Below are 20,738 nucleotides of genomic sequence, written 5' to 3'. Positions count from 1 at the left end.
ATATAAAAGCAGGGAGCCGACATATGAAAAGATGGAAAACCGTTTGTATGCTTTGTTTTGCGTTTTTGCTGCTTGCCGCCTGCCGGCAGAGTGATGCCGATCAGGTGAAGCCGAAAGAGGCGGAAGCTCCTTTAACGGGGTTAAAAACTGACCGGAAACTTGCAGAACGCCGTCCGATTGCAGTGATAGTGAACAATCATCCGAAGGCGAGGCCCCAATCCGGGCTGTCAAAGGCGGATGTTGTCATCGAAGCGCTTGCGGAAGGCAGGATTACGCGGTTTCTCGCGATTTTTCAGAGTGAGATGCCGGAAATGGTCGGGCCTGTGCGGAGCGCGAGGGAATACTTTGTCACCCTCAGCAGCGGGTTTAACAGCATATTTATCCATCATGGCTGGAGTCCCGGCGCTAAAAAGCAGCTGGAGTCCGGTGCTTACGATTATATAAACGGTTTGGATTTTGACGGAAGCCTGTTTTGGCGGGCCGATTTCAGCAAGCCGCCCCACAATTCCTACACGTCTTATGACAATATCAAAAAGGCGGCGGAACAAAAAGGATACAAGCTGAACGGAAAAACAAAACCGCTTCCATTTCAGACATCAGAAGCAAAACCCGGAAACGAAACCTACAATATTCGGATAGATTATGGAACACAAAACGTTACAAATCTTGTCGAATACGATTATGATAAAAAAGCTGATACTTATACAAGAAGCTCTGATGGTGTGAAAGCGACAGACCGGGAGACCGGAAAGCCTTTAGCCATGCGCAACATTTTTATTGTTGAAGCCGGCCATCGCATGACAGACAAAGATGGAAGGCGGGCCATCGATATTCAATCAGGAGGGAAAGGCCTCCTGATTCAGCACGGCGATGTTATTGAGTCAGACTGGGAATACAAAGACGGCCGTATTCTGCCTGTTAAAGGCGGTGAGATTCTTCCGTTTGTGCCGGGAAAGACATGGATTAATATCGTTCCTGATCTCGATGCAGCTTCCATTAGTAAAGGAGAAGGTGTTTGACGATGCAAATCGATAAATTACGCGGAAAAGAACTGGACCAGTTATTTTTATCTATTTTATCGCTGAAAGATCTGGAGGAATGCTATCGTTTCTTTGACGATCTTTGTACGATTAATGAAATTCAATCGCTGGCGCAGCGTTTGGAAGTGGCAAGAATGCTCCGCGAAGGAAATACGTATCACAAAATTGAAAGCGAAACGGGTGCTTCAACAGCGACGATTTCCCGAGTGAAGCGCTGCTTAAATTATGGAAATGACGCCTATGAAATGGCGCTTGACCGTGTAAACAAAGGAGAATCCTCCTCAGCAACGTAAAAAACCGACCTGCCGGTGACGGCAGGCGGTTTTTTTTATGCGTGCTGATCCATAATGCTGGGAAGTTCCCTCAGGCTTCCGTCTTCCTCCCGGTATACGATGTGTTCAGCTGAGAAATGAATCGGCGAGTTGATGCCCGCCGCCGCGGCAAGGTGAAACAGCCCTTCACGCAGGGAAAGCACGTAGTTGCAGACGCGGTGCTGTTTGTCTTCGATACTGAGCGCGCGCTGAAGCTTCGGATCGGTTGTCGCTACACCGACAGGACAATGGTTGGTGTGGCATACTTGAGCGCGGATACAGCCGACTGAAAACATCATTCCCCGGGCAATATTGACAAAATCCGCGCCTAACGCGAGGGCGACGGCAATCTTATCCGGAGTAAGCAGCTTTCCGGATGCGAAAATTTTCAGCTTATCTCTTATACCGTATGTCTTCAAAAGGCCGTCAACTAGGGGGAGGCCGGTCAGAATCGGCAGGCCGACGGAATCCGCCAGCTCATGGAAAGAAGCCCCGGTTCCCCCTTCACTGCCGTCAATCGTAATAAAGTCGGGATGCTTGCCTGATGAACTCATGCAGGAAATAAGGTCTTCAAGGTCTTTGCGGCTGCCCGGAACAATTTTGATGCCGACCGGTTTTTCACCGACAGTCCTTAATTTCTCAATGAAATCAAGCATGTCCGGAACATTTGAAAATTCGTTGAAGCGGTTGGGACTGTCAATGGATTGTCCGGGCTGCACATTCCTGATGGCGGCAATTTCTTCGGTCACCTTTGAGCCGTCAATATGCCCGCCTCTTGCTTTCGCCCCTTGGGCAAGCTTTAATTCAAAGGCTTTAATCTGCTTGAGACGGCTTTTTTTCTTAAATTCTTCCCATGAAAATTCTCCTTCTTCGGTGCGGACGCCGAACAGCCCCGGGCCGATTTGGCAAATAATATCCGCGCCGCCTTTCAGGTGATACTCTGACAGGCCGCCTTCGCCTGTATTCATCCATGTGCCTCCGGCTTGGTGCAGCCCTTTTGACAGGGCGGTAATTGCCCGGTCGCCAAGTGAGCCGTAGCTCATCGCTGATTGTCCGATTAATCCTTTTACATAAAACGGCTTTTTGCATGTGTCACGTCCGATTATTTGCACATCGTCCGGATGCAGGTAATAAGGGTCTGCTTTCGCTTTTTCACGGTGCTCGCTGCGCTTCAGCAGATTGTCCTTGTCAATTTTGTATACCATCGTCTCGATCTTCGGCGTCTGATCCGTGCGCAGCTCTTCCCTTTGTTTCGGGAAGAGGGCGTTACGGATATAATAGCCCGGCTGCTCGAAATCCCGTTCTGATCCGAAGCCCATCATTCTGCTTTTATACTTTCCCGACATGACTGTCTGTTCATATTCTCTCCGGGAAAACGGCTGTTCTTCGTTATCATTGCTGAACAAATACTGCCGCAGCTCAGGTCCGATTTTTTCAAATATATAACGCAGCTTTCCCGTTACAGGATAATTGCGCAGCACTGAATGCTCTTCCTGCTTTTCGTCTCTTATGTATATCCAAAGAAACAATGCGGCGGGAACTAAAATAATCAAAATTAATATACAAATCAGTATGATAATGGCTTGTTCCATTGAAATCAGACTCCTTGCCTTTTTTCTCTTTGACATTCCACATTTTGTCTTTTTTGAAACATAGCCGTATCCCTGCAGGCGGAGCGCAATCTTTTTTTGTGAATCAGGTGAATGACGTCTTTTTCCGTTTTTCCGGGCCAAATGAATTTGTTATAATGTTTAAATGGCAAGAAACGAATGGAGGAACGAAAACGCATGTACGATGTTAACGAGTGGAAGCACGTTTTTAAACTCGATCCGAATAAAGATTTACCGGATGAACAGCTGGAACGGCTTTGTGAATCAGGGACTGACGCCATTGTGATCGGAGGAAGCGACAATGTCACTGAGGACAATGTGCTGAGGCTGATGTCAAAGGTGCGGCGGTTTTTAGTGCCGTGCGTACTTGAGGTGTCAACGATTGATTCCATTGTGCCCGGGTTTGATCTTTATTTCATTCCGAGTGTGCTTAACAGCAAAAATGCGGACTGGATTGTCGGCATGCACCACCAGGCGATGAAAGAATACGGCGAGCTCATGTCAATGGAGGAAATCGTGACCGAGGGCTATTGCATCGTCAACCCTGATTGTAAGGCGGCCGCTTTGACGGAGGCGGATACACATATAGAAACAGAAGATATTCTCGCCTATGCGCGGGTCGCGGAGAATTTGCTTCATCTCCCGATTTTTTATCTGGAATACAGCGGGATGCTGGCGGACATAGAAACAGTGGAGAAAACGAAGGCTGTGCTGGACAAGTCCGTCCTGTTTTACGGCGGCGGCATTAAAGACGCGGAAACGGCGGAACGGTTCGGCCGTCATGCCGATGTCATCGTTGTGGGAAATGCCGTATATGAAGATTTTGACCAGGCGCTCAAAACGGTGGCGGCTGTAAAGACAAAGTAGCCAAGCGGCGAATTTGATTTATGATAGAACATATGTTTGATAGGCGGTGAACGGATATGAATTACATTAGCAATCAATTATTAAGCGGATTAAATCCCGTTCAGCAGGAAGCGGTCAAGACGACGGACGGTCCGCTGCTTCTGATGGCAGGTGCGGGAAGCGGAAAAACACGGGTGCTGACGCACAGAATCGCGTACTTAATGGCGGAAAAGCACGTGGCGCCGTGGAACATTCTGGCGATTACATTTACAAATAAAGCCGCCAGAGAAATGAAGGAGCGGGTGGAGAGCATTCTCGGCCCCGGCGCGGATGAAATCTGGATATCCACCTTCCACAGCATGTGCGTGCGGATTCTGCGCAGGGACATTGACAGAATCGGCATCAACCGAAACTTCTCCATTCTTGATACGGCTGATCAGCTTTCCGTTATTAAAGGGATTCTGAAAGAGCGGAATATCGACCCGAAAAAGTTTGATCCGAGAAGCATTTTAGGCTCGATCAGCAGCGCAAAAAACGAGCTGATCGAACCTGAGGAATTCGCAAAAACGGCCGGCGGCTACTACGACCAGGTCACGAGTGACGTGTATACCGATTATCAGAAAAAACTGCTGAAAAACCAATCGCTCGATTTTGATGATTTAATCATGACGACGATCAAGCTTTTCGAGCGTGTGCCGGAAGTGCTTGAGTTTTATCAGCGCAAATTCCAGTACATTCACGTAGACGAGTATCAGGATACGAACAGAGCGCAATACCTGCTCGTTAAGCAGCTTGCGGCCCGTCTTGAAAATATCTGCGTCGTCGGTGACTCCGACCAGTCCATTTACAGATGGCGCGGGGCGGATATCGCGAATATCCTTTCCTTTGAAAAAGATTATCCGAGCGCAAACGTGATTCTGCTCGAACAAAACTACCGCTCAACAAAGCGGATTCTGCAGGCAGCCAACGAAGTGATCAAAAACAACTCAAACCGCAAGCCGAAAAATCTGTGGACGGAGAATGACGAAGGCGTCAAGCTTGCTTATTACAGCGGCGACAATGAATTCGGCGAAGGCCAATTCGTCGCGGGCAAAATTTATGAGCTGAACAGCTCAGGCCGGCGGAAGCTTTCCGATATCGCGATTTTATACCGGACAAACGCCCAGTCGCGCGTTATCGAGGAAACCCTTTTAAAAGCCGGTCTGAACTACAATATCGTCGGCGGAACCAAGTTCTACGACAGAAAAGAAATTAAAGACATTCTCGCATATCTGCGCCTTGTGTCAAACCCGGACGATGACATCAGTTTTACACGGATCGTCAATGTGCCGAAACGGGGCGTCGGCGCCACTTCGCTTGAAAAAATCGCTTCATACGCGGCGATGAACGGCATGTCAATGTTCCAGGCGATCAAACAGATTGATTTCATCGGCGTCAGCGCGAAAGCGGCAAACGCGCTTGACGGCTTTGGCGCGATGATTGAAAATCTGACGAATATGCAGGATTACCTGTCCATTACGGAACTCACGGAAGAAATTCTCGATAAAACGGAATACAGAGAAATGCTCAAGGCTGAAAAGTCTATTGAGGCCCAGAGCCGTCTTGAAAATATCGACGAGTTTCTTTCTGTTACGAAAAACTTCGAACAAAAAAGCGAAGACAAGTCTCTCGTCGCGTTTCTGACCGATCTGGCGCTGATTGCGGATATTGACCAGCTCGACCAGAAGGAAGAGGAATCGGGCGGAAAGGATGCCGTCACGTTAATGACGCTGCACGCCGCTAAGGGGCTTGAATTTCCGGTCGTGTTCTTAATGGGCATGGAGGAAGGCGTATTCCCGCACAGCCGCTCCCTGATGGAAGAAGCCGAGATGGAAGAAGAGCGCAGGCTCGCATATGTAGGCATTACGAGGGCGGAAGAAGAACTGTACTTAACGAATGCCAAAATGCGCACCTTGTTCGGGCGCACCAATATGAATCCGGAATCACGCTTTATCAGGGAAATACCTGACGATTTATTGGAGAACCTAAATGAGAAGAAAACCCCGCGCATGCAGCCGGGAAGAAAAATGCAGCCGAAACGCGGGCCCGTATCCCGTCCTGTTTCCTACGCGAACAAAACAGGCGGCGACTCGCTCAGCTGGGCGGTCGGCGATAAAGCGGGCCATAAAAAATGGGGCACCGGAACGGTTGTCAGCGTAAAAGGAGAAGGCGAAAGCACGGAGCTTGATATCGCATTCCCGAGCCCAGTCGGCGTGAAACGTCTGCTGGCCGCCTTTGCCCCGATTGAAAAGCAGTAACCTGAAGAGAAAGGAAGAACATGATGGACAAAGAAACAGCGAAACACCGGGCAGAAGAATTGCGCCGCACCATCGATCAGTACAGTTACGAATACTACACCCTAGATGAACCGAGCGTGCCGGATTCCGAGTACGACAGACTGATGCAGGAGCTGATGGCCATAGAAGAAGAGCACCCGGAGCTCAGAACGCCTGATTCGCCCACACAGCGGGTCGGAGGAGCGGTGCTTGAGTCGTTTCAAAAGGTGCAGCACGGCACGCCGATGCTCAGTCTCGGCAACGCATTTAGCGATGACGATCTTCGCGATTTTGACCGCCGCGTCCGTCAGGCTGTCGGCGACGGCGTCGCTTACAATGTAGAGCTGAAAATAGACGGTCTTGCTGTTTCTCTCCGTTATGAAGACGGCTATTTCGTCAGAGGCGCGACAAGAGGAGACGGAACGACGGGCGAAGATATTACGGAAAACTTAAAAACGATCCGAAACATTCCGCTGAAAATGAAACGGAACCTTTCCATAGAAGTGCGCGGAGAGGCGTACATGCCGAAACAGTCATTCGAAGCACTCAACGAAGAACGGCTGAAACATGAAGAAGAGCCGTTTGCCAATCCCCGGAATGCGGCTGCGGGCTCACTCCGACAGCTCGATCCGAAAATTGCAGCGAAACGAAATCTTGACATCTTCGTCTACAGTATAGCGGAGCTTGACGAAATGGGTGTGGAAACACAGAGTCAAGGCCTGGATTTTCTGGATGAGCTCGGTTTTAAAACAAACCAGGAACGGAAAAAATGCGCCACGATAGATGAAGTGATTGAAATGATCGAAGAGCTGCAGGCGAAGCGGGCCGATCTCCCGTATGAAATTGACGGAATCGTCATCAAGGTGGATTCGCTCGATCAGCAGGAAGAGCTCGGGTATACGGCAAAAAGCCCGCGCTGGGCGATTGCTTATAAATTCCCGGCAGAAGAAGTCGTGACAAAACTGCTCGATATCGAACTGAATGTCGGAAGAACGGGCGTCATTACGCCGACTGCAGTCCTAGAGCCGGTAAAAGTCGCGGGGACGACGGTCTCAAGAGCATCCCTTCATAACGAAGATTTAATTAAAGAGAAGGATATCCGCATTCTCGATAAAGTGGTCGTCAAAAAAGCGGGCGATATCATCCCTGAGGTCGTCAATGTCTTAGTTGAACAGCGGACCGGAGAAGAAAAAGAATTCAATATGCCGACCGGCTGCCCTGAGTGCGGAAGCGAACTTGTCCGCATTGAAGGAGAGGTCGCGCTGCGCTGTATCAACCCGGAATGCCCGGCGCAAATCAGAGAAGGCCTGATTCATTTTGTCTCACGCAACGCGATGAATATTGACGGCCTCGGAGAACGTGTCATCACACAGCTTTTCCGTGAACATCTCGTCCGTAATGTCGCTGATTTATATAAGCTGACAAAAGAACAGGTCATCCGGCTTGAGCGGATGGGGGAAAAATCAACTGACAATCTGATCAGCTCCATCCAAAAGTCGAAAGAGAATTCGCTGGAACGGCTGCTGTTCGGTCTCGGCATCCGTTTTATCGGCTCAAAAGCGGCCAAAACACTGGCCATGCATTTTGAAAGCCTGGAAAATCTGAAACAAGCCACAGAGGAAGAGCTGCTTGCAGTAGACGAAATCGGTGAAAAGATGGCTGATGCCGTCATCACCTACTTCCGAAAAGAAGAAATGCTTGAGCTTTTGAATGAACTGGAAGAGCTCGGTGTGAACACACTCTATAAAGGCCCGAAAAAAGTAAAAGCGGAGGACAGCGACTCTTATTTTGCCGGAAAAACCATTGTGTTAACCGGAAAGCTTGAAGAGCTGTCCAGAAATGAAGCCAAAGCGCAGATCGAAGCGCTCGGCGGAAAGCTGACGGGATCTGTCAGCAAAAAAACAGACTTGGTGATCGCCGGAGAAGCGGCCGGAAGCAAGCTGGAAAAAGCGCAGGAATTAAACATTGAAGTATGGAATGAAGCACAGCTATTGGGAGAGCTAAAGAAATAAGAGGAGTGTTTTCTATTGAAAAAGTTGTTGGCATTGGCGGCGACGGCGACCGCGGCAGTATTGATGCTGTCAGCCTGTTCGCCGAGTTTCGGAGGAAAAAAAGAGGAAGAGATCACGCAGAAAACCGCAAAGTCTTCTGAAAAAGCGATCATACCGAAATATAATATCTCTGATTCCTACTATAAGATGGTGCTTCCGTTTAAGGCCGGAAAAGCGCGCGGCCTGACCGCGGACCGGCTGAATACGAGGCTGGACATCGATGAATTCGAGACGGGGCTGATGCGGCTCGCCCAAGACACGTTCCCGACGGATGATTATTTGTATCAGGAAGGCCAGTATTTAGATGAGGATACGGTACTCAGCTGGCTTGACCGCAAAAAAGAAGGCAGTGATCTGAAAAAGGCGAAAAAGGCAGACGCCAATTTTCAGAATCTCGGTTTAAACCCGGTGCTGCCAAGTTCGGGATCGGCAAAAGAGAAAAACGAAAACAGCCCGATTTACTTAGCGTCTATGCTTGAACAGGATTACTTAGTAAGAAAAGATAAAAATTCCATCCAGCTTGGCGGTGTCATGATCGGTCTCGCTCTCAACTCTGTTTACTATTACCGCGAAAAAACCGGTGATCCGCAGCAGGAAGTAGAGCTCAGCGACAAAACGATCCGCAGCCACGGTGAAGAAATCGCCCAGGAAGTCGTTAACCGTCTCCGGAAAATGGATAACCTGAAAAATGTGCCGATTACCGTCGCCCTTTATAAACAAGCGCCGAAAACATCAATCGTACCGGGAAATTACATTGCAAAAACAGAAGTCAAAGCCGGCTCATCCACCATTTCAAACTGGGATGATGTCAAAGAAAAATACGTGTTCTATCCGGCGGATACAGACACGGCAAAGAAATACCCTGACGATTCCGAAGTGTTTAAACGCTTCAAAAACGCGATCGACAGCTACTTCCCGAACTACACCGGAGTAGTCGGAACGGCGATGTACGAAAATGATGAAATGAGAAAAATGAAAATAGAAATCCCGATGCAATTTTACGGAAAAAGCGAAGTCATCGCCTTTACCCAATACTTAACGGGTGAGCTTATGGATTATTATTCAAAAGGCTCAGTCGATGTTGAAATCAATATCACCTCATCAGACGGCCAGGAAGCGCTGATCGTCCGCAATGCGGGTGACAAAGAACCGACCGTCCATATTTACGATTAATTAAGCGCCCTTGTTCATTTCTTTGTGAGCAAGGGTTTTCTTGTATATATCGTTGGTGAGAGAAGTGACGTATGTTATGATATTTGTATAAATAGGGATTAACAGGAAAAACTTTTTTGTTTATAGGCGGATGTTACTAATCTGTTAGGAATAAAAAGAAGGGCGGGATGTTGATGAATGACTTATGCTGAGTACACATATCACACTGCCAAAAGATATGAAGAGGGTGAATCAGCATGCATAAAGATATTAAAGCGGTTTTTGAGGAAGATAAGGTGCTCGCTAAAGCCGGTGAAATATACGGCTTTACCAAGTTTCAATTTATCGCAGACGCAGAGAACTACGTATATGAAATTGTGAAAGATAACGAACCTTATATCTTGAAAATTACGCATACGATCCGCAGAACACCGGAATATATTCTGGGAGAAATGGAATGGCTTCATCATCTCACAAAGGGAGGGCTTTCAGCAGCAAAACCGATTCCTTCATTAAATGGCAGAGATGTCGAAGAAGTGCCGGATGGAAAAGGCGGAGCGTTTTTATTAAGAGTCTACGAAAAAGCGCCGGGCCATAAAGTAGAAGAATCAGACTGGAACGGAACTCTGTTTTATGAGCTTGGCAAGTATACGGGGCACATGCATCGGCTGACGAAAAGCTACCGTCTGAGCGACCCGAAATATAAAAGACAGGAATGGGACGAAGAGGAGCAGCTGAAGCTGAGAAAATACGTGCCCGCAGATCAGCAGCTCGTATTCGAGCGGGCGGATGCTTTAATGGAAGAACTGCGGAAATTGCCGAAGAACCCGGAAAGCTACGGCCTGGTGCACGCCGATTTGCACCATGGCAATTTCAACTGGGACAACGGAAAAATTACTGCCTTTGATTTTGATGATATCGGCTACAATTGGTTTGTGAATGATATCAGTATTTTGTTGTACAACATGTTGTGGTATCCGGTCATCCCGTATGAAGACAAGGCCGCGTTTACGGGTGAATTCATGACACACTTTATGAAAGGCTACAGGGAAGAAAATGACCTTGATCCCGCATGGCTTGAAAAAATCCCGGATTTCCTCCGGCTGCGCCATATGCTGATTTACGGATTATTGCATCAGGCGTTTGACCTCGACTCACTCGGAGATGAAGAGCTTGAGATGCTGAAAGGCTTCAGACGCGATATTGAAAATGAAACACCGATTACTGAATATCATTTTTCTGCATTCGTATAAATAGAAAAACGCCGGCTGACATCAGTCCGGCGTTTTTTTATAACGTATCGCATTTCACTCCGACGACACCCTGAATTTCTTTAATATCATAATACACGTCCGTGGTGTAGCGGTTTTTATGAACGCTGATTTTCACTTCCATAATCGGAAATTCTTTTTCATGCAGATCATCTATCCGGACGGAGTGAATGCGGAGCTGTTTGCTTTTCATTTCCTTTAAAATCTCGGTCATTTTGTCTTTGTCGGAAAGAGACATCCTCACGCGGATATCTTTCTCCTTCAAGCGGTTGGGGCCGATTTTTCTGATCAGCCATGGAAGAAACTCGACGCTGATCAGGATAAACAAGAGGCTTGCGAACGCCTCCTTATAAAAGCCGGCGCCTGTGGCCAGACCCAATCCGGCTGCACCCCAGATGATAGCCGATGTCGTCAGGCCGGAAATGACGTCATTGCTTTTACGCAGAATCACGCCCGCACCGATAAAGCCGACGCCGGAAATGATTTGGGCGGGAAGACGGAGCGGGTCCATCATGATACGGTAATATTTCGGAAAATGATAGGCCGCATTAATGCTGACGATCGTCAGCATACAGGAGCTGACGGCGATGACGATACAGGTTTTCAGTCCGAGCGGTTTATTTTTCAGCTCGCGCTCAAGCCCGATGATCATCCCGATCAGCGTGGCAATGCCCAGTTTTAATAAAATGTCCGGATCGATAGGCCAGCTCAATTTGCACAGCACCTCCGCAGTTTTTCTTATAGTAAATTGATATGATTTTCTCACAGTATTTATAGCAGGACAAGTGCGGAAGAAAAAAGCCGTCAGGGATAAAATCTGACGGCTTTTTGTCTATTTCTTCTTTTTCAAAAGAGCTTCCATCCGGCTGAACAGCTGATAAGAAGCATCGGCCGGTTTTTTGGTCAGCAGACTGACGGCAATACCGGCAATCAGACTGAGGAAGAACCCCGGAATGATTTCGTATATGCCGGTTGAAGCGGCAAGCCCTGTCGTAATCCAGATTAGAACGGCCGCAGCTCCGGTAATCATCGCCGCAAGCGCTCCCCATTCATTCATCCGTTTCCAGTACAGACTGAGAAGGAGCGCCGGACCGATGGCCGAACCGAAGCCTGCCCACGCATATCCGACCAGATCAAGAATGGTGCTGTTCGGATTCATGGAAAGCAGGATGGCGATCACGGCCACGATGAATACCGACAAGCGTCCGGTCATGACCAATTCTTTATCGCTCGCTTCCCGTCTGAAAAAGGCGCGGTATAAATCTTCTGTAATGGCGCTTGCCGTTACGAGAAGCTGTGAGGAGATAGAACTCATAATCGCCGCTAAAATTGCGGACAGCAGGAAGCCCGTAATCAGCGGATGGAACAAGATTTTAGAAAAAATAATGAAAATCGTTTCCGGATCTTTTACGGAGACCCCGAAGTGATGAGAATACGCAACCCCGATAATCCCGGTCAGCAGTGAACCGACAACTGAAATAACCATCCAGCTCATCCCGATTCTGCGGGCAGGTTTTAAATCCTTCACTTCTTTAATCGCCATAAATCGTACGATGATATGAGGCTGGCCGTAATAGCCGAGTCCCCATGCCAAGTAAGAAATAATGCTAATGACGCTCGCGCCTTTAAAGATATCCAATAGTTTCGGGTTTACGGCGTTGATCGAATCAATCGTCGTTGAAACGCTCCCGAGCTGGGTAAAAGCAACGATCGGCACAAGCACTAATGCCGCAAACATGATCGCTCCCTGTACGAAGTCAGTCAGACTGACAGCAAGGAAACCGCCAAACAGCGTGTAAAGCACAACAACACCGGCCGTTAAAAACAAACCGAATTTGTAGTCGGCGCCGAATGCCGATTCAAATAACCTGCCTCCGGATACCATTCCGGACGATGTGTACAGTGTGAAAAAGATCATAATAATCACGGCGGAAACAATTTTCAGCAATGATGACGAATGGCGGAACCGTTTATCGAAGAAATCGGGAATCGTAATTGCATCATCCGCAACTTCCGTATAGGCGCGCAGCCTCGGAGCAAGCAGCAGATAATTTGAATATGCGCCGATCGTCAAACCGAGCGCCAGCCATAAGGTCGATAATCCCGTTGCGAACATTGCGCCGGGAACTCCCATCAGCATCCATGCACTCATGTCCGCCGCACCTGCGGACAGCGCCGTTACGAACGGGCCGAGTCCTCTTCCGCCCAGCATGTAATCATTAATATTCGTTGTCTTTCTGAATGCGTACCAGCCGATTAACAGCATGGCAGCAAAGTAAATGCCAAGAGATATAATTAATTCAATACTCACGTTTCTGGACCCTCTCTTCTTTTAAGTAAATGTTGCATCACCTCTGCAGATTAGTAGTGCCGGACTTTTGCGCCGGCGGCAAGCCTTTAGTTATCATGACATGCCGAATGCATGATTTTGTGCAGGCTATGGTTACTAAACCTAACAAAGTATCCCCGATCAATCAACTCTCGAAACCTGGCCCATTCAAGGAAAAAATCCCCGGCAACATAGAACAGCTTAAAGATGAAAACGCTACCAATAAATTATAAAAGTAAAAATTTTCTGACATATAATTCGTTTCTCTTTCTCCCCGATTTAGGATAAAATAGAGAGGGTTTCATCATGCCTCAGGAGGCGGCGTTTTGTTGCTTTAGAGGGCTCGTTTTTGATATGATCAGTATTATATGACGAAACGGAGAATTATGCGGAGGTGGATCTTATGTCACGAATTTCTATAGAAGAAGTAAAACATGTCGCTCATTTGGCGAGACTCGCCATTACAGATGAAGAAGCTGAAATGTTCACAGAACAGCTTGACAGCATTATCTCGTTTGCCGAGGAGCTTAATGAAGTGGACACGGATAACGTGGAACCGACAACACACGTGCTGAAAATGAAAAACGTAATGAGAGAAGATGAAGCGGGTAAAGGCCTTCCGGTCGAGGATGTCATGAAGAATGCTCCCGATCATAAAGACGGCTATGTCCGTGTGCCATCTATTCTGGATTAAAGGAGGGAGACAGTATGTCATTATTTGATCACAAAATCACAGAACTGAAACAAATGATACATAATAAAGACATCAAGATTTCCGATCTTGTTGACGAATCTTACAAACGGATCGCATCCGTGGATGATAAGGTGCAGGCGTTTTTGCAGCTTGACGAAGAAAGAGCCCGCGCTTACGCGAAAGAGCTTGACGAAGCGGTTGACGGCCGGTCTGAACACGGTCTTCTTTTCGGAATGCCGATCGGCGTCAAAGACAACATCGTGACAAAAGGGCTTCGCACAACATGCTCAAGCAAAATCCTCGAAAACTTCGATCCGATTTACGATGCGACGGTAGTGGAGCGCCTTCAGGCCGCTGAAGCCGTCACGATCGGAAAGCTGAATATGGACGAGTTCGCGATGGGTTCTTCTACTGAAAACTCCGCGTACAAAGCGACGAAAAACCCTTGGAATCTTGATACGGTTCCCGGCGGATCAAGCGGCGGTTCCGCAGCTGCGGTTGCAGCCGGCGAAGTGCCGTTTTCACTCGGATCTGATACGGGCGGCTCCATCCGTCAGCCGGCTTCTTTCTGCGGCGTCGTCGGATTAAAACCTACATACGGACGTGTGTCACGTTACGGTTTGGTCGCTTTTGCATCTTCATTAGACCAGATCGGACCGATCACAAGAAACGTAGAAGATAACGCATTCCTGCTTCAGGCGATTTCAGGCGCGGACAAAATGGACTCTACGAGCGCCAATGTCGAAGTGCCGGACTTTCTTTCTTCATTAACGGGCGACATTAAAGGCTTAAAAATCGCCGTGCCGAAAGAATACCTCGGGGAAGGCGTCGGCAAAGAAGCGAAAGAATCGGTTTTAGCCGCTTTAAAAGTGCTTGAAGACCTTGGAGCGACATGGGAAGAAGTATCTCTGCCGCACAGCAAATACGCGCTTGCGACGTATTATCTGCTGTCATCTTCCGAAGCGTCTGCGAACCTTGCGCGCTTTGACGGCATCCGCTACGGATACCGCTCAGACAATGCGGACAACCTGATCGACCTTTATAAACAGACACGCTCAGAAGGCTTCGGCAACGAAGTGAAGCGCCGCATCATGCTCGGCACCTTCGCGCTCAGCTCAGGCTACTATGACGCGTATTACAAAAAAGCACAAAAAGTGCGCACGCTCATTAAAAAAGATTTTGAAGACGTCTTTGAGAAATACGATGTCATCGTCGGACCGACAACGCCGACACCGGCTTTCAAAATCGGCGAAAAAACCAGCGATCCGCTCACAATGTACGCCAACGATATTTTAACGATCCCTGTCAATCTCGCGGGTGTGCCGGGAATCAGCGTGCCGTGCGGATTTGCGGACGGACTGCCGCTCGGACTGCAAATCATCGGAAAACATTTCGATGAAGGCACTGTATACCGTGTCGCTCATGCTTTTGAGCAGGCAACAGATCATCATAAAGCGAAACCTGAACTGTAAGGGGTGAAATGAAGTGAACTTTGAAACGGTAATCGGACTTGAAGTCCATGTGGAATTAAAAACAAAATCTAAAATTTTCTCAAGCTCACCGACGCCATTCGGAGCGGAAGCGAATACCCAAACGAGCGTCATTGACCTTGGGTATCCCGGCGTGCTGCCCGTTTTAAACAAAGAAGCGGTCGAATTCGCGATGAAAGCCGCAATGGCTTTGAACTGCGAAATCGCAACGGATACGAAGTTTGACCGGAAAAACTATTTCTACCCGGACAACCCGAAGGCATATCAAATTTCTCAATTTGACAAGCCGATCGGTGAAAACGGCTGGATCGAAATCGAAGTCGGCGGAAAAACGAAAAAAATCGGCATTACCCGTCTTCACCTTGAAGAAGATGCGGGAAAACTGACGCATACGGGCGACGGCTATTCCCTCGTTGACTTCAACCGCCAGGGCACGCCGCTTGTCGAGATTGTATCTGAGCCGGATATCCGTACACCGGAGGAAGCTTACGCATATCTCGAAAAGCTGAAATCAATTATCCAATACACAGGCGTGTCTGACTGTAAAATGGAAGAAGGTTCACTGCGCTGTGACGCCAACATTTCTCTCCGTCCGATCGGCCAGGAGAAATTCGGCACAAAAACGGAGCTGAAAAACCTGAACTCCTTCGCATTCGTGCAAAAAGGCCTTGAGCATGAAGAAAAACGCCAGGAGCAGGTGCTTCTGTCAGGAGGCGTCATTCAGCAAGAGACGCGCCGCTACGATGAAGCGACGAAAAAAACCATTTTGATGCGTATCAAAGAAGGTTCGGATGACTATCGTTATTTCCCAGAGCCTGACCTTGTCGAGCTCTACATTGATGACGAATGGAAAGAACGCGTAAGAGCAACCATTCCTGAGCTTCCGGATGAGCGCCGCAAACGTTATATCGAAGAGCTTGGCCTGCCGGCTTATGACGCAATGGTTCTGACGCTCACGAAAGAAATGGCTGATTTCTTCGAAGAAACGGTCAATAAAGGCGCAGAAGCCAAGCAGGCATCAAACTGGCTGATGGGTGAAGTGTCAGCTTACCTGAACGCCGAACAAAAAGAGCTTGAGGATGTCGCACTGACGCCTGAAGGCCTTGCCGGCATGATTAAGCTGATTGAAAAAGGGACCATTTCGTCTAAAATCGCGAAGAAAGTCTTCAAAGAATTAATTGAAAAAGGCGGAGACGCTGAAAAAATCGTCAAAGAAAAAGGCCTCGTGCAGATTTCTGACGAAAGCGTGCTTCTGAAGCTTGTGACAGATGCGCTTGACAGCAACCCGCAGTCAATTGAAGACTTCAAAAACGGAAAAGACCGCGCGATCGGCTTCCTTGTCGGGCAGATTATGAAAGCCTCAAAAGGACAGGCCAACCCGCCGATGGTCAACAAAATCTTACTTGAAGAAATCAAAAAACGATAAAAAAAGCAGCCGCCTGTAAGGGCGCTGCTGACACGGAGACCGGTATGCGCCGGTCTCTTTTTTTTATAAGCTGAAATAGGTTTCAATGGAAGCACGCAGCGTTTCAATCTGTTTATTTCCGCTGCCTGCCAAATTAGACAGCATTCCTTTAATAATCGGTTTTCGCGGCTCTTCCTTTGCACTTTCCTCTTCAATGACTTCCAGCGAAACGAGAACGTCCTCAGGCAGCCCCTGCTGAGCTTTTGCCATTTGAATATCCGCGAGCAGTCTCTTCCTGTCCGCCGCGGGCTGAGTGAAAATATCCTCAGGCAAAAGCGGATCGGGATTGTCTTTTATCAGTCCGGTAATCAGATCATCGATCCTGGCGATCAGAAAGGGGGCCACGTTTTCCGTCCGGAATGCGGTATTTTCATTGAAAATCAAGAAATGAATATAAGAGCTCACAATCCCTTGGGCCATAACAGATGCGTCCGCTAAAAACGGTATGACGGCATCTCCGTAAACGGAAAGCAAAGCATCCCGGTACAGCATGTTAAATTGAATATTCGCCTCATGAAAGTATTGTTTCACCTTTTGATTTTCTGGGATGACCTTTTCGCTCAGCAAGAGAATGATAAAGTCCTTATGCTCCATAAATTCCTGGAATTGATATGCGATTTGTTTTTGGAATACGTCCTTAGGCGGTTGATGCTGATGTTCTGTTTTGATCTTCTTTATTTCTTCCATAGACATGCCGATGTAATACTCACATGCGGACAGTAAAAGGTCTTCTTTTGATTTGAAATGGAGATAGAAGGCTCCTTTTGAAATTCCGCATTCACCGGCGATTTCCTGAATGGTTGTTGAAGAAAACCCTTTTTTGGCAAATAAATGGATGCCTGTTTTTATGATTTTCTCTTTTTTTTCGTTCATGACGTGCTTCCCCTTAATCCTGAAAAATTTAGAAAAATTTACTGCCTTATTAGTTGACGATGTTGAGTTATACCGTTTAGTATTATATAGAATGACCAGTCAGTCAATAAAAAATAACGGAGGACATGATGAACCACATTATTAACTTTGTACTGAAGAACAAATTCGCAGTTTGGCTGATGACGATTATCGTTACTGTAGCAGGGCTGTATGCCGGTCTGAATATGAAACAGGAATCCATACCGGACGTCAACATGCCTTACCTTTCAGTAAATACGACTTATCCCGGAGCTGCTCCGAGTCAAGTTGCGGATGACGTGACGAAACCGATTGAGCAGGCGGTGCAGAATTTAGAAGGAGTGAGCGTCGTATCGTCCACATCCTCTGAAAACGTCTCATCGGTTACGATTGAATATGATTACAGCAAGGATATGGACAAGGCGAAAACTGAAGTCGCTGAAGCGCTGGACAGTGTCAGCCTTCCTGACGACGCGAAAAAACCTGACATTTCCCGTTACAGCATCAACTCTTTCCCGATTTTGACGCTCAGTGTGACAAGCGGCAAAAGCTCGCTTGAAGATCTGACCAAAAATGTGGAAAACACTCTCGTTCCTAAGCTCAAAGGCATCCAGGGCGTTGCGTCCGTGCAAGTTTCCGGACAGCAGGAAGAGCAGGTGGAATTCTCTTTCAAAGACAAAAAAATGAAAGAGTACGGACTTGATGAAGATACCGTCAAGAAAGTGATCCAAGGCTCTGACGTCAATACGCCGCTTGGATTGTACACGTTCGGCAACAAAGAAAAATCAGTTGTCGTTAACGGAAATATTACGTCAATTAAAGATCTGAAAGATATGAGAATTCCGGTCACATCTTCTTCTGCCGCTCAAGGTCAAGCGGGCGGAGCTGGTGCGGCATCCGCGGCGGACGCTCAGGCTGCGCAGCAGGCACAGCAAAGCGCATCAGCAGGGGTGCCGACAGTCAAGCTTTCTGACATTGCCGACATTAAAGATGTGAAAAAAGCAGAATCCATTTCCCGCACGAACGGAAAGGACAGCATCGGAATTAATATCGTAAAGGCCAATGACGCCAATACGGTGGAAGTGGCCGATGCGATTAAAGATGAACTGAATCAATACAAAAAAGACCACAAAGGGTTCAAGTACAGCTCGACTCTTGATATGGCAAAGCCGATTACAGAGTCAGTGGAGACGATGTTAAGCAAAGCGATTTTCGGCGCGATTTTTGCGGTCGTGATTATTCTCTTATTCTTAAGAGATATTAAATCAACGATGATTTCTATCGTTTCCATCCCTCTGTCACTGCTGATTGCGCTTCTGGTGCTGAATCAGCTCGATGTCACATTGAACATTATGACACTCGGCGCGATGACGGTCGCTATCGGACGGGTAGTCGATGATTCCATTGTCGTTATCGAAAACATTTACCGCCGCATGAGGCTGAAAGATGAGCCTTTACGCGGGAAGCAATTGGTGCGTGAAGCGACAAAAGAAATGTTTAAACCGATCATGTCATCAACGATCGTAACCATTGCCGTATTCCTGCCGCTTGCCATGGTCGGCGGACAGATCGGCGAACTGTTTATGCCGTTTGCCCTAACAATCGTTTTCGCGCTTGCCGCATCATTGTTGATTTCCATCACACTGGTGCCGATGCTTGCGCACAGTTTATTCAAAAAATCGCTCACAGGCGCGCCTGTTAAAGCGAAAGAGCATAAGCCGGGCAGATTGGCCGATTTCTATAAAAAAGTGCTGAATTGGTCATTAAGCCATAAATGGATTACATCTATTATCGCGGTTCTGATGCTTGCCGGCAGTTTGTTCCTCGTACCTCTGATCGGCGCGAGCTACCTGCCTGCGCAAGCGGACAAAACGATGCAGCTCACATACACGCCTGAACCGGGCGAAACGAAAAGTGAAGCTGAAAAAGCTGCGCAAAAAGCGGAAGACATGCTGCTTAAACGCAAACATGTCGATACCGTCCAGTATTCATTAGGCTCGCAAAGCCCGCTCGGCGGAAGCTCAAACGGGGCATTGTTCTACGTGAAATACGAGGATGACACGCCTGATTTTGACAAAGAAAAAGACAATGTCTTAAAAGAAGTCAAAAAAACATCCAGCCGCGGCGAATGGAAATCACAAAATTTCAGCTCGTCAGGCAACAACAACGAATTAACGTACTATGTGTACGGAGATTCAGAGTCTGATATTAAAGGCACGGTCAAAGACATCGAAGGCATCATGAAAAAGCAGAAGGATCTGAAAGACGTCAACTCAGGCCTTTCAAGCACATATGATGAGTACACGTTCACCGCTGACCAGGAGAAGCTCAGCAAGCTGGGCCTGACGGCTTCGCAAATCTCCCAAGCCTTGATGCCGCAAACGTCACAGTCTCCTTTGACAACGGTGAAAAAAGACGGCAAAGAGCTTGACGTAAACATCAAAACAGAAAAAGACCAGTATAAGAGTGTAAAAGAATTAGAGGATAAAACCATCACATCGCCTGCAGGCCAAGAAGTAAAAATCGGCGATGTGGCGAAAGTGAAAAACGGCACGACATCTGATACCATTTCCAGACGCGACGGCAAAGTGTACGCTGACGTAACGGCAACCGTCACTTCTGACAACATCACGAAGGTGTCATCAGCCGTTCAAAAGAAAGTAGACAAACTGGATAAGCCGGACAATGTATCCATTGATACCGGCGGTGTATCAGCCGATATTGCTGATTCCTTTACGAAACTCGGTTTAGCGATGCTTGCCGCAATCGCCATCGTATACCTCGTGCTTGTGATCACGTTCGGCGGAGCATTAGCGCCGTTTGCGATTCTGTTCTCGCTGCCGTTTACAATCATCGGCGCATTAGCCGGACTGTATGTATCCGGAGAGACGATCAGTCTGAACGCCATGATCGGTATGCTGATGCTGATCGGAATCGTCGTTACAAATGCGATTGTCTTAATTGACCGCGTCATCCATAAAGAAGCGGAAGGCTTATCGACGAGAGAAGCGCTCCTTGAAGCCGGCTCTACGAGATTGCGTCCGATTCTGATGACGGCGATCGCGACAATCGGCGCCCTGCTTCCATTGGCATTGGGCTTTGAAGGCGGAAGCCAGGTCATTTCTAAAGGACTCGGTGTCACCGTTATCGGCGGTTTAATCAGTTCGACTCTGCTTACCCTTCTGATTGTGCCGATCGTATATGAAGTATTGGCGAAATTCCGTAAGAAAAAACCAGGAACAGAAGAAGAGTAAGACAGCGGGCCTTGGCTCC

At 47.8% G+C, this 20,738-nt stretch carries 15 protein-coding genes; 11 read left to right on the top strand and 4 right to left on the bottom strand.

All coding sequences use genetic code 11. From position 1 onward, the window contains the following. The first annotated feature begins 23 nt into the window (after positions 1-23). Together ACQE26_RS00900 and ACQE26_RS00895 are read left to right on the top strand one after the other, a co-directional pair. Positions 24-1,019 carry a DUF3048 domain-containing protein gene (locus ACQE26_RS00900; RefSeq protein WP_500470404.1) on the top strand — a complete coding sequence of 332 codons (996 nt, stop codon included), beginning with the start codon at positions 24-26 and terminating at the stop codon, positions 1,017-1,019. Between the two features lie 2 nt (positions 1,020-1,021). Next, a complete protein-coding gene (locus ACQE26_RS00895; RefSeq protein WP_003155745.1) occupies positions 1,022-1,333 on the top strand; it encodes a YerC/YecD family TrpR-related protein in 312 nt (103 codons plus the stop codon). A 35-nt stretch (positions 1,334-1,368) separates the two neighbouring features. Here the strand turns inward: ACQE26_RS00895 and ACQE26_RS00890 are convergent, their stop codons facing one another. Further along, positions 1,369-2,943, bottom strand: coding sequence for an FMN-binding glutamate synthase family protein (locus tag ACQE26_RS00890; RefSeq protein ID WP_500470403.1), 1,575 nt, complete (start codon positions 2,941-2,943; stop codon positions 1,369-1,371). A 195-nt stretch (positions 2,944-3,138) separates the two neighbouring features. Here ACQE26_RS00890 and pcrB point away from each other — a divergent pair, with 195 nt between their 5' ends. The 5 genes from pcrB (at position 3,139) to ACQE26_RS00865 (ending at position 10,578) form a co-directional block, all read left to right on the top strand. Continuing rightward, entirely contained in the window at positions 3,139-3,828 is a 690-nt protein-coding gene (pcrB, locus tag ACQE26_RS00885) for a heptaprenylglyceryl phosphate synthase (RefSeq protein WP_047476393.1), read from the top strand. A 56-nt stretch (positions 3,829-3,884) separates the two neighbouring features. After that, positions 3,885-6,104 carry a DNA helicase PcrA gene (pcrA, locus tag ACQE26_RS00880; RefSeq protein ID WP_045926642.1) on the top strand — a complete coding sequence of 740 codons (2,220 nt, stop codon included), beginning with the start codon at positions 3,885-3,887 and terminating at the stop codon, positions 6,102-6,104. Between the two features lie 23 nt (positions 6,105-6,127). Next, entirely contained in the window at positions 6,128-8,134 is a 2,007-nt protein-coding gene (ligA, locus tag ACQE26_RS00875) for an NAD-dependent DNA ligase LigA (RefSeq protein WP_500470402.1), read from the top strand. A 15-nt stretch (positions 8,135-8,149) separates the two neighbouring features. Further along, positions 8,150-9,346, top strand: a complete 1,197-nt coding sequence (locus ACQE26_RS00870) for a CamS family sex pheromone protein (protein ID WP_500470401.1) — start codon at positions 8,150-8,152, stop codon at positions 9,344-9,346. A 236-nt stretch (positions 9,347-9,582) separates the two neighbouring features. Beyond that, on the top strand, positions 9,583-10,578 hold the full coding sequence (locus ACQE26_RS00865) for a phosphotransferase enzyme family protein (RefSeq protein ID WP_500470400.1): 996 nt from the start codon (positions 9,583-9,585) through the stop codon (positions 10,576-10,578). A 37-nt stretch (positions 10,579-10,615) separates the two neighbouring features. Here the strand turns inward: ACQE26_RS00865 and ACQE26_RS00860 are convergent, their stop codons facing one another. After that, positions 10,616-11,308: an MgtC/SapB family protein gene (locus ACQE26_RS00860; protein WP_045926645.1), complete on the bottom strand. Its 693-nt coding sequence runs from the start codon at positions 11,306-11,308 to the stop codon at positions 10,616-10,618. A 120-nt stretch (positions 11,309-11,428) separates the two neighbouring features. Beyond that, a complete protein-coding gene (putP, locus tag ACQE26_RS00855; protein ID WP_269773894.1) occupies positions 11,429-12,907 on the bottom strand; it encodes a sodium/proline symporter PutP in 1,479 nt (492 codons plus the stop codon). Positions 12,908-13,328: 421 nt separating this feature from the next. Here putP and gatC point away from each other — a divergent pair, with 421 nt between their 5' ends. Genes gatC through gatB form a run of 3 tightly spaced genes read left to right on the top strand, consistent with a single transcriptional unit; the run spans position 13,329 to position 16,535 of the window. Beyond that, on the top strand, positions 13,329-13,619 hold the full coding sequence (gene gatC / locus ACQE26_RS00850) for an Asp-tRNA(Asn)/Glu-tRNA(Gln) amidotransferase subunit GatC (protein ID WP_003155732.1): 291 nt from the start codon (positions 13,329-13,331) through the stop codon (positions 13,617-13,619). A gap of 14 nt (positions 13,620-13,633) precedes the next feature. After that, entirely contained in the window at positions 13,634-15,091 is a 1,458-nt protein-coding gene (gene gatA / locus ACQE26_RS00845) for an Asp-tRNA(Asn)/Glu-tRNA(Gln) amidotransferase subunit GatA (RefSeq protein ID WP_016936998.1), read from the top strand. A 13-nt stretch (positions 15,092-15,104) separates the two neighbouring features. Next, complete coding sequence (gene gatB, locus ACQE26_RS00840) at positions 15,105-16,535, top strand: Asp-tRNA(Asn)/Glu-tRNA(Gln) amidotransferase subunit GatB (protein ID WP_016936997.1); 1,431 nt, start codon at positions 15,105-15,107, stop codon at positions 16,533-16,535. 63 nt (positions 16,536-16,598) lie between these two features. Here gatB and ACQE26_RS00835 read toward each other — a convergent pair whose 3' ends face one another. Further along, positions 16,599-17,447: a TetR/AcrR family transcriptional regulator gene (locus ACQE26_RS00835; RefSeq protein WP_500470399.1), complete on the bottom strand. Its 849-nt coding sequence runs from the start codon at positions 17,445-17,447 to the stop codon at positions 16,599-16,601. 128 nt (positions 17,448-17,575) lie between these two features. Between ACQE26_RS00835 and ACQE26_RS00830 the strand changes: the two genes are divergently transcribed. After that, complete coding sequence (locus ACQE26_RS00830; protein ID WP_489201654.1) at positions 17,576-20,719, top strand: efflux RND transporter permease subunit; 3,144 nt, start codon at positions 17,576-17,578, stop codon at positions 20,717-20,719. Positions 20,720-20,738 lie beyond the last annotated feature (19 nt).

The sequence above is a fragment of the Bacillus sp. 5RYD7K genome, from assembly GCF_059831465.1.
Note: the sequence above shows the minus strand (reverse complement) of the source record. Positions and strands in the feature narration are given on the sequence as shown.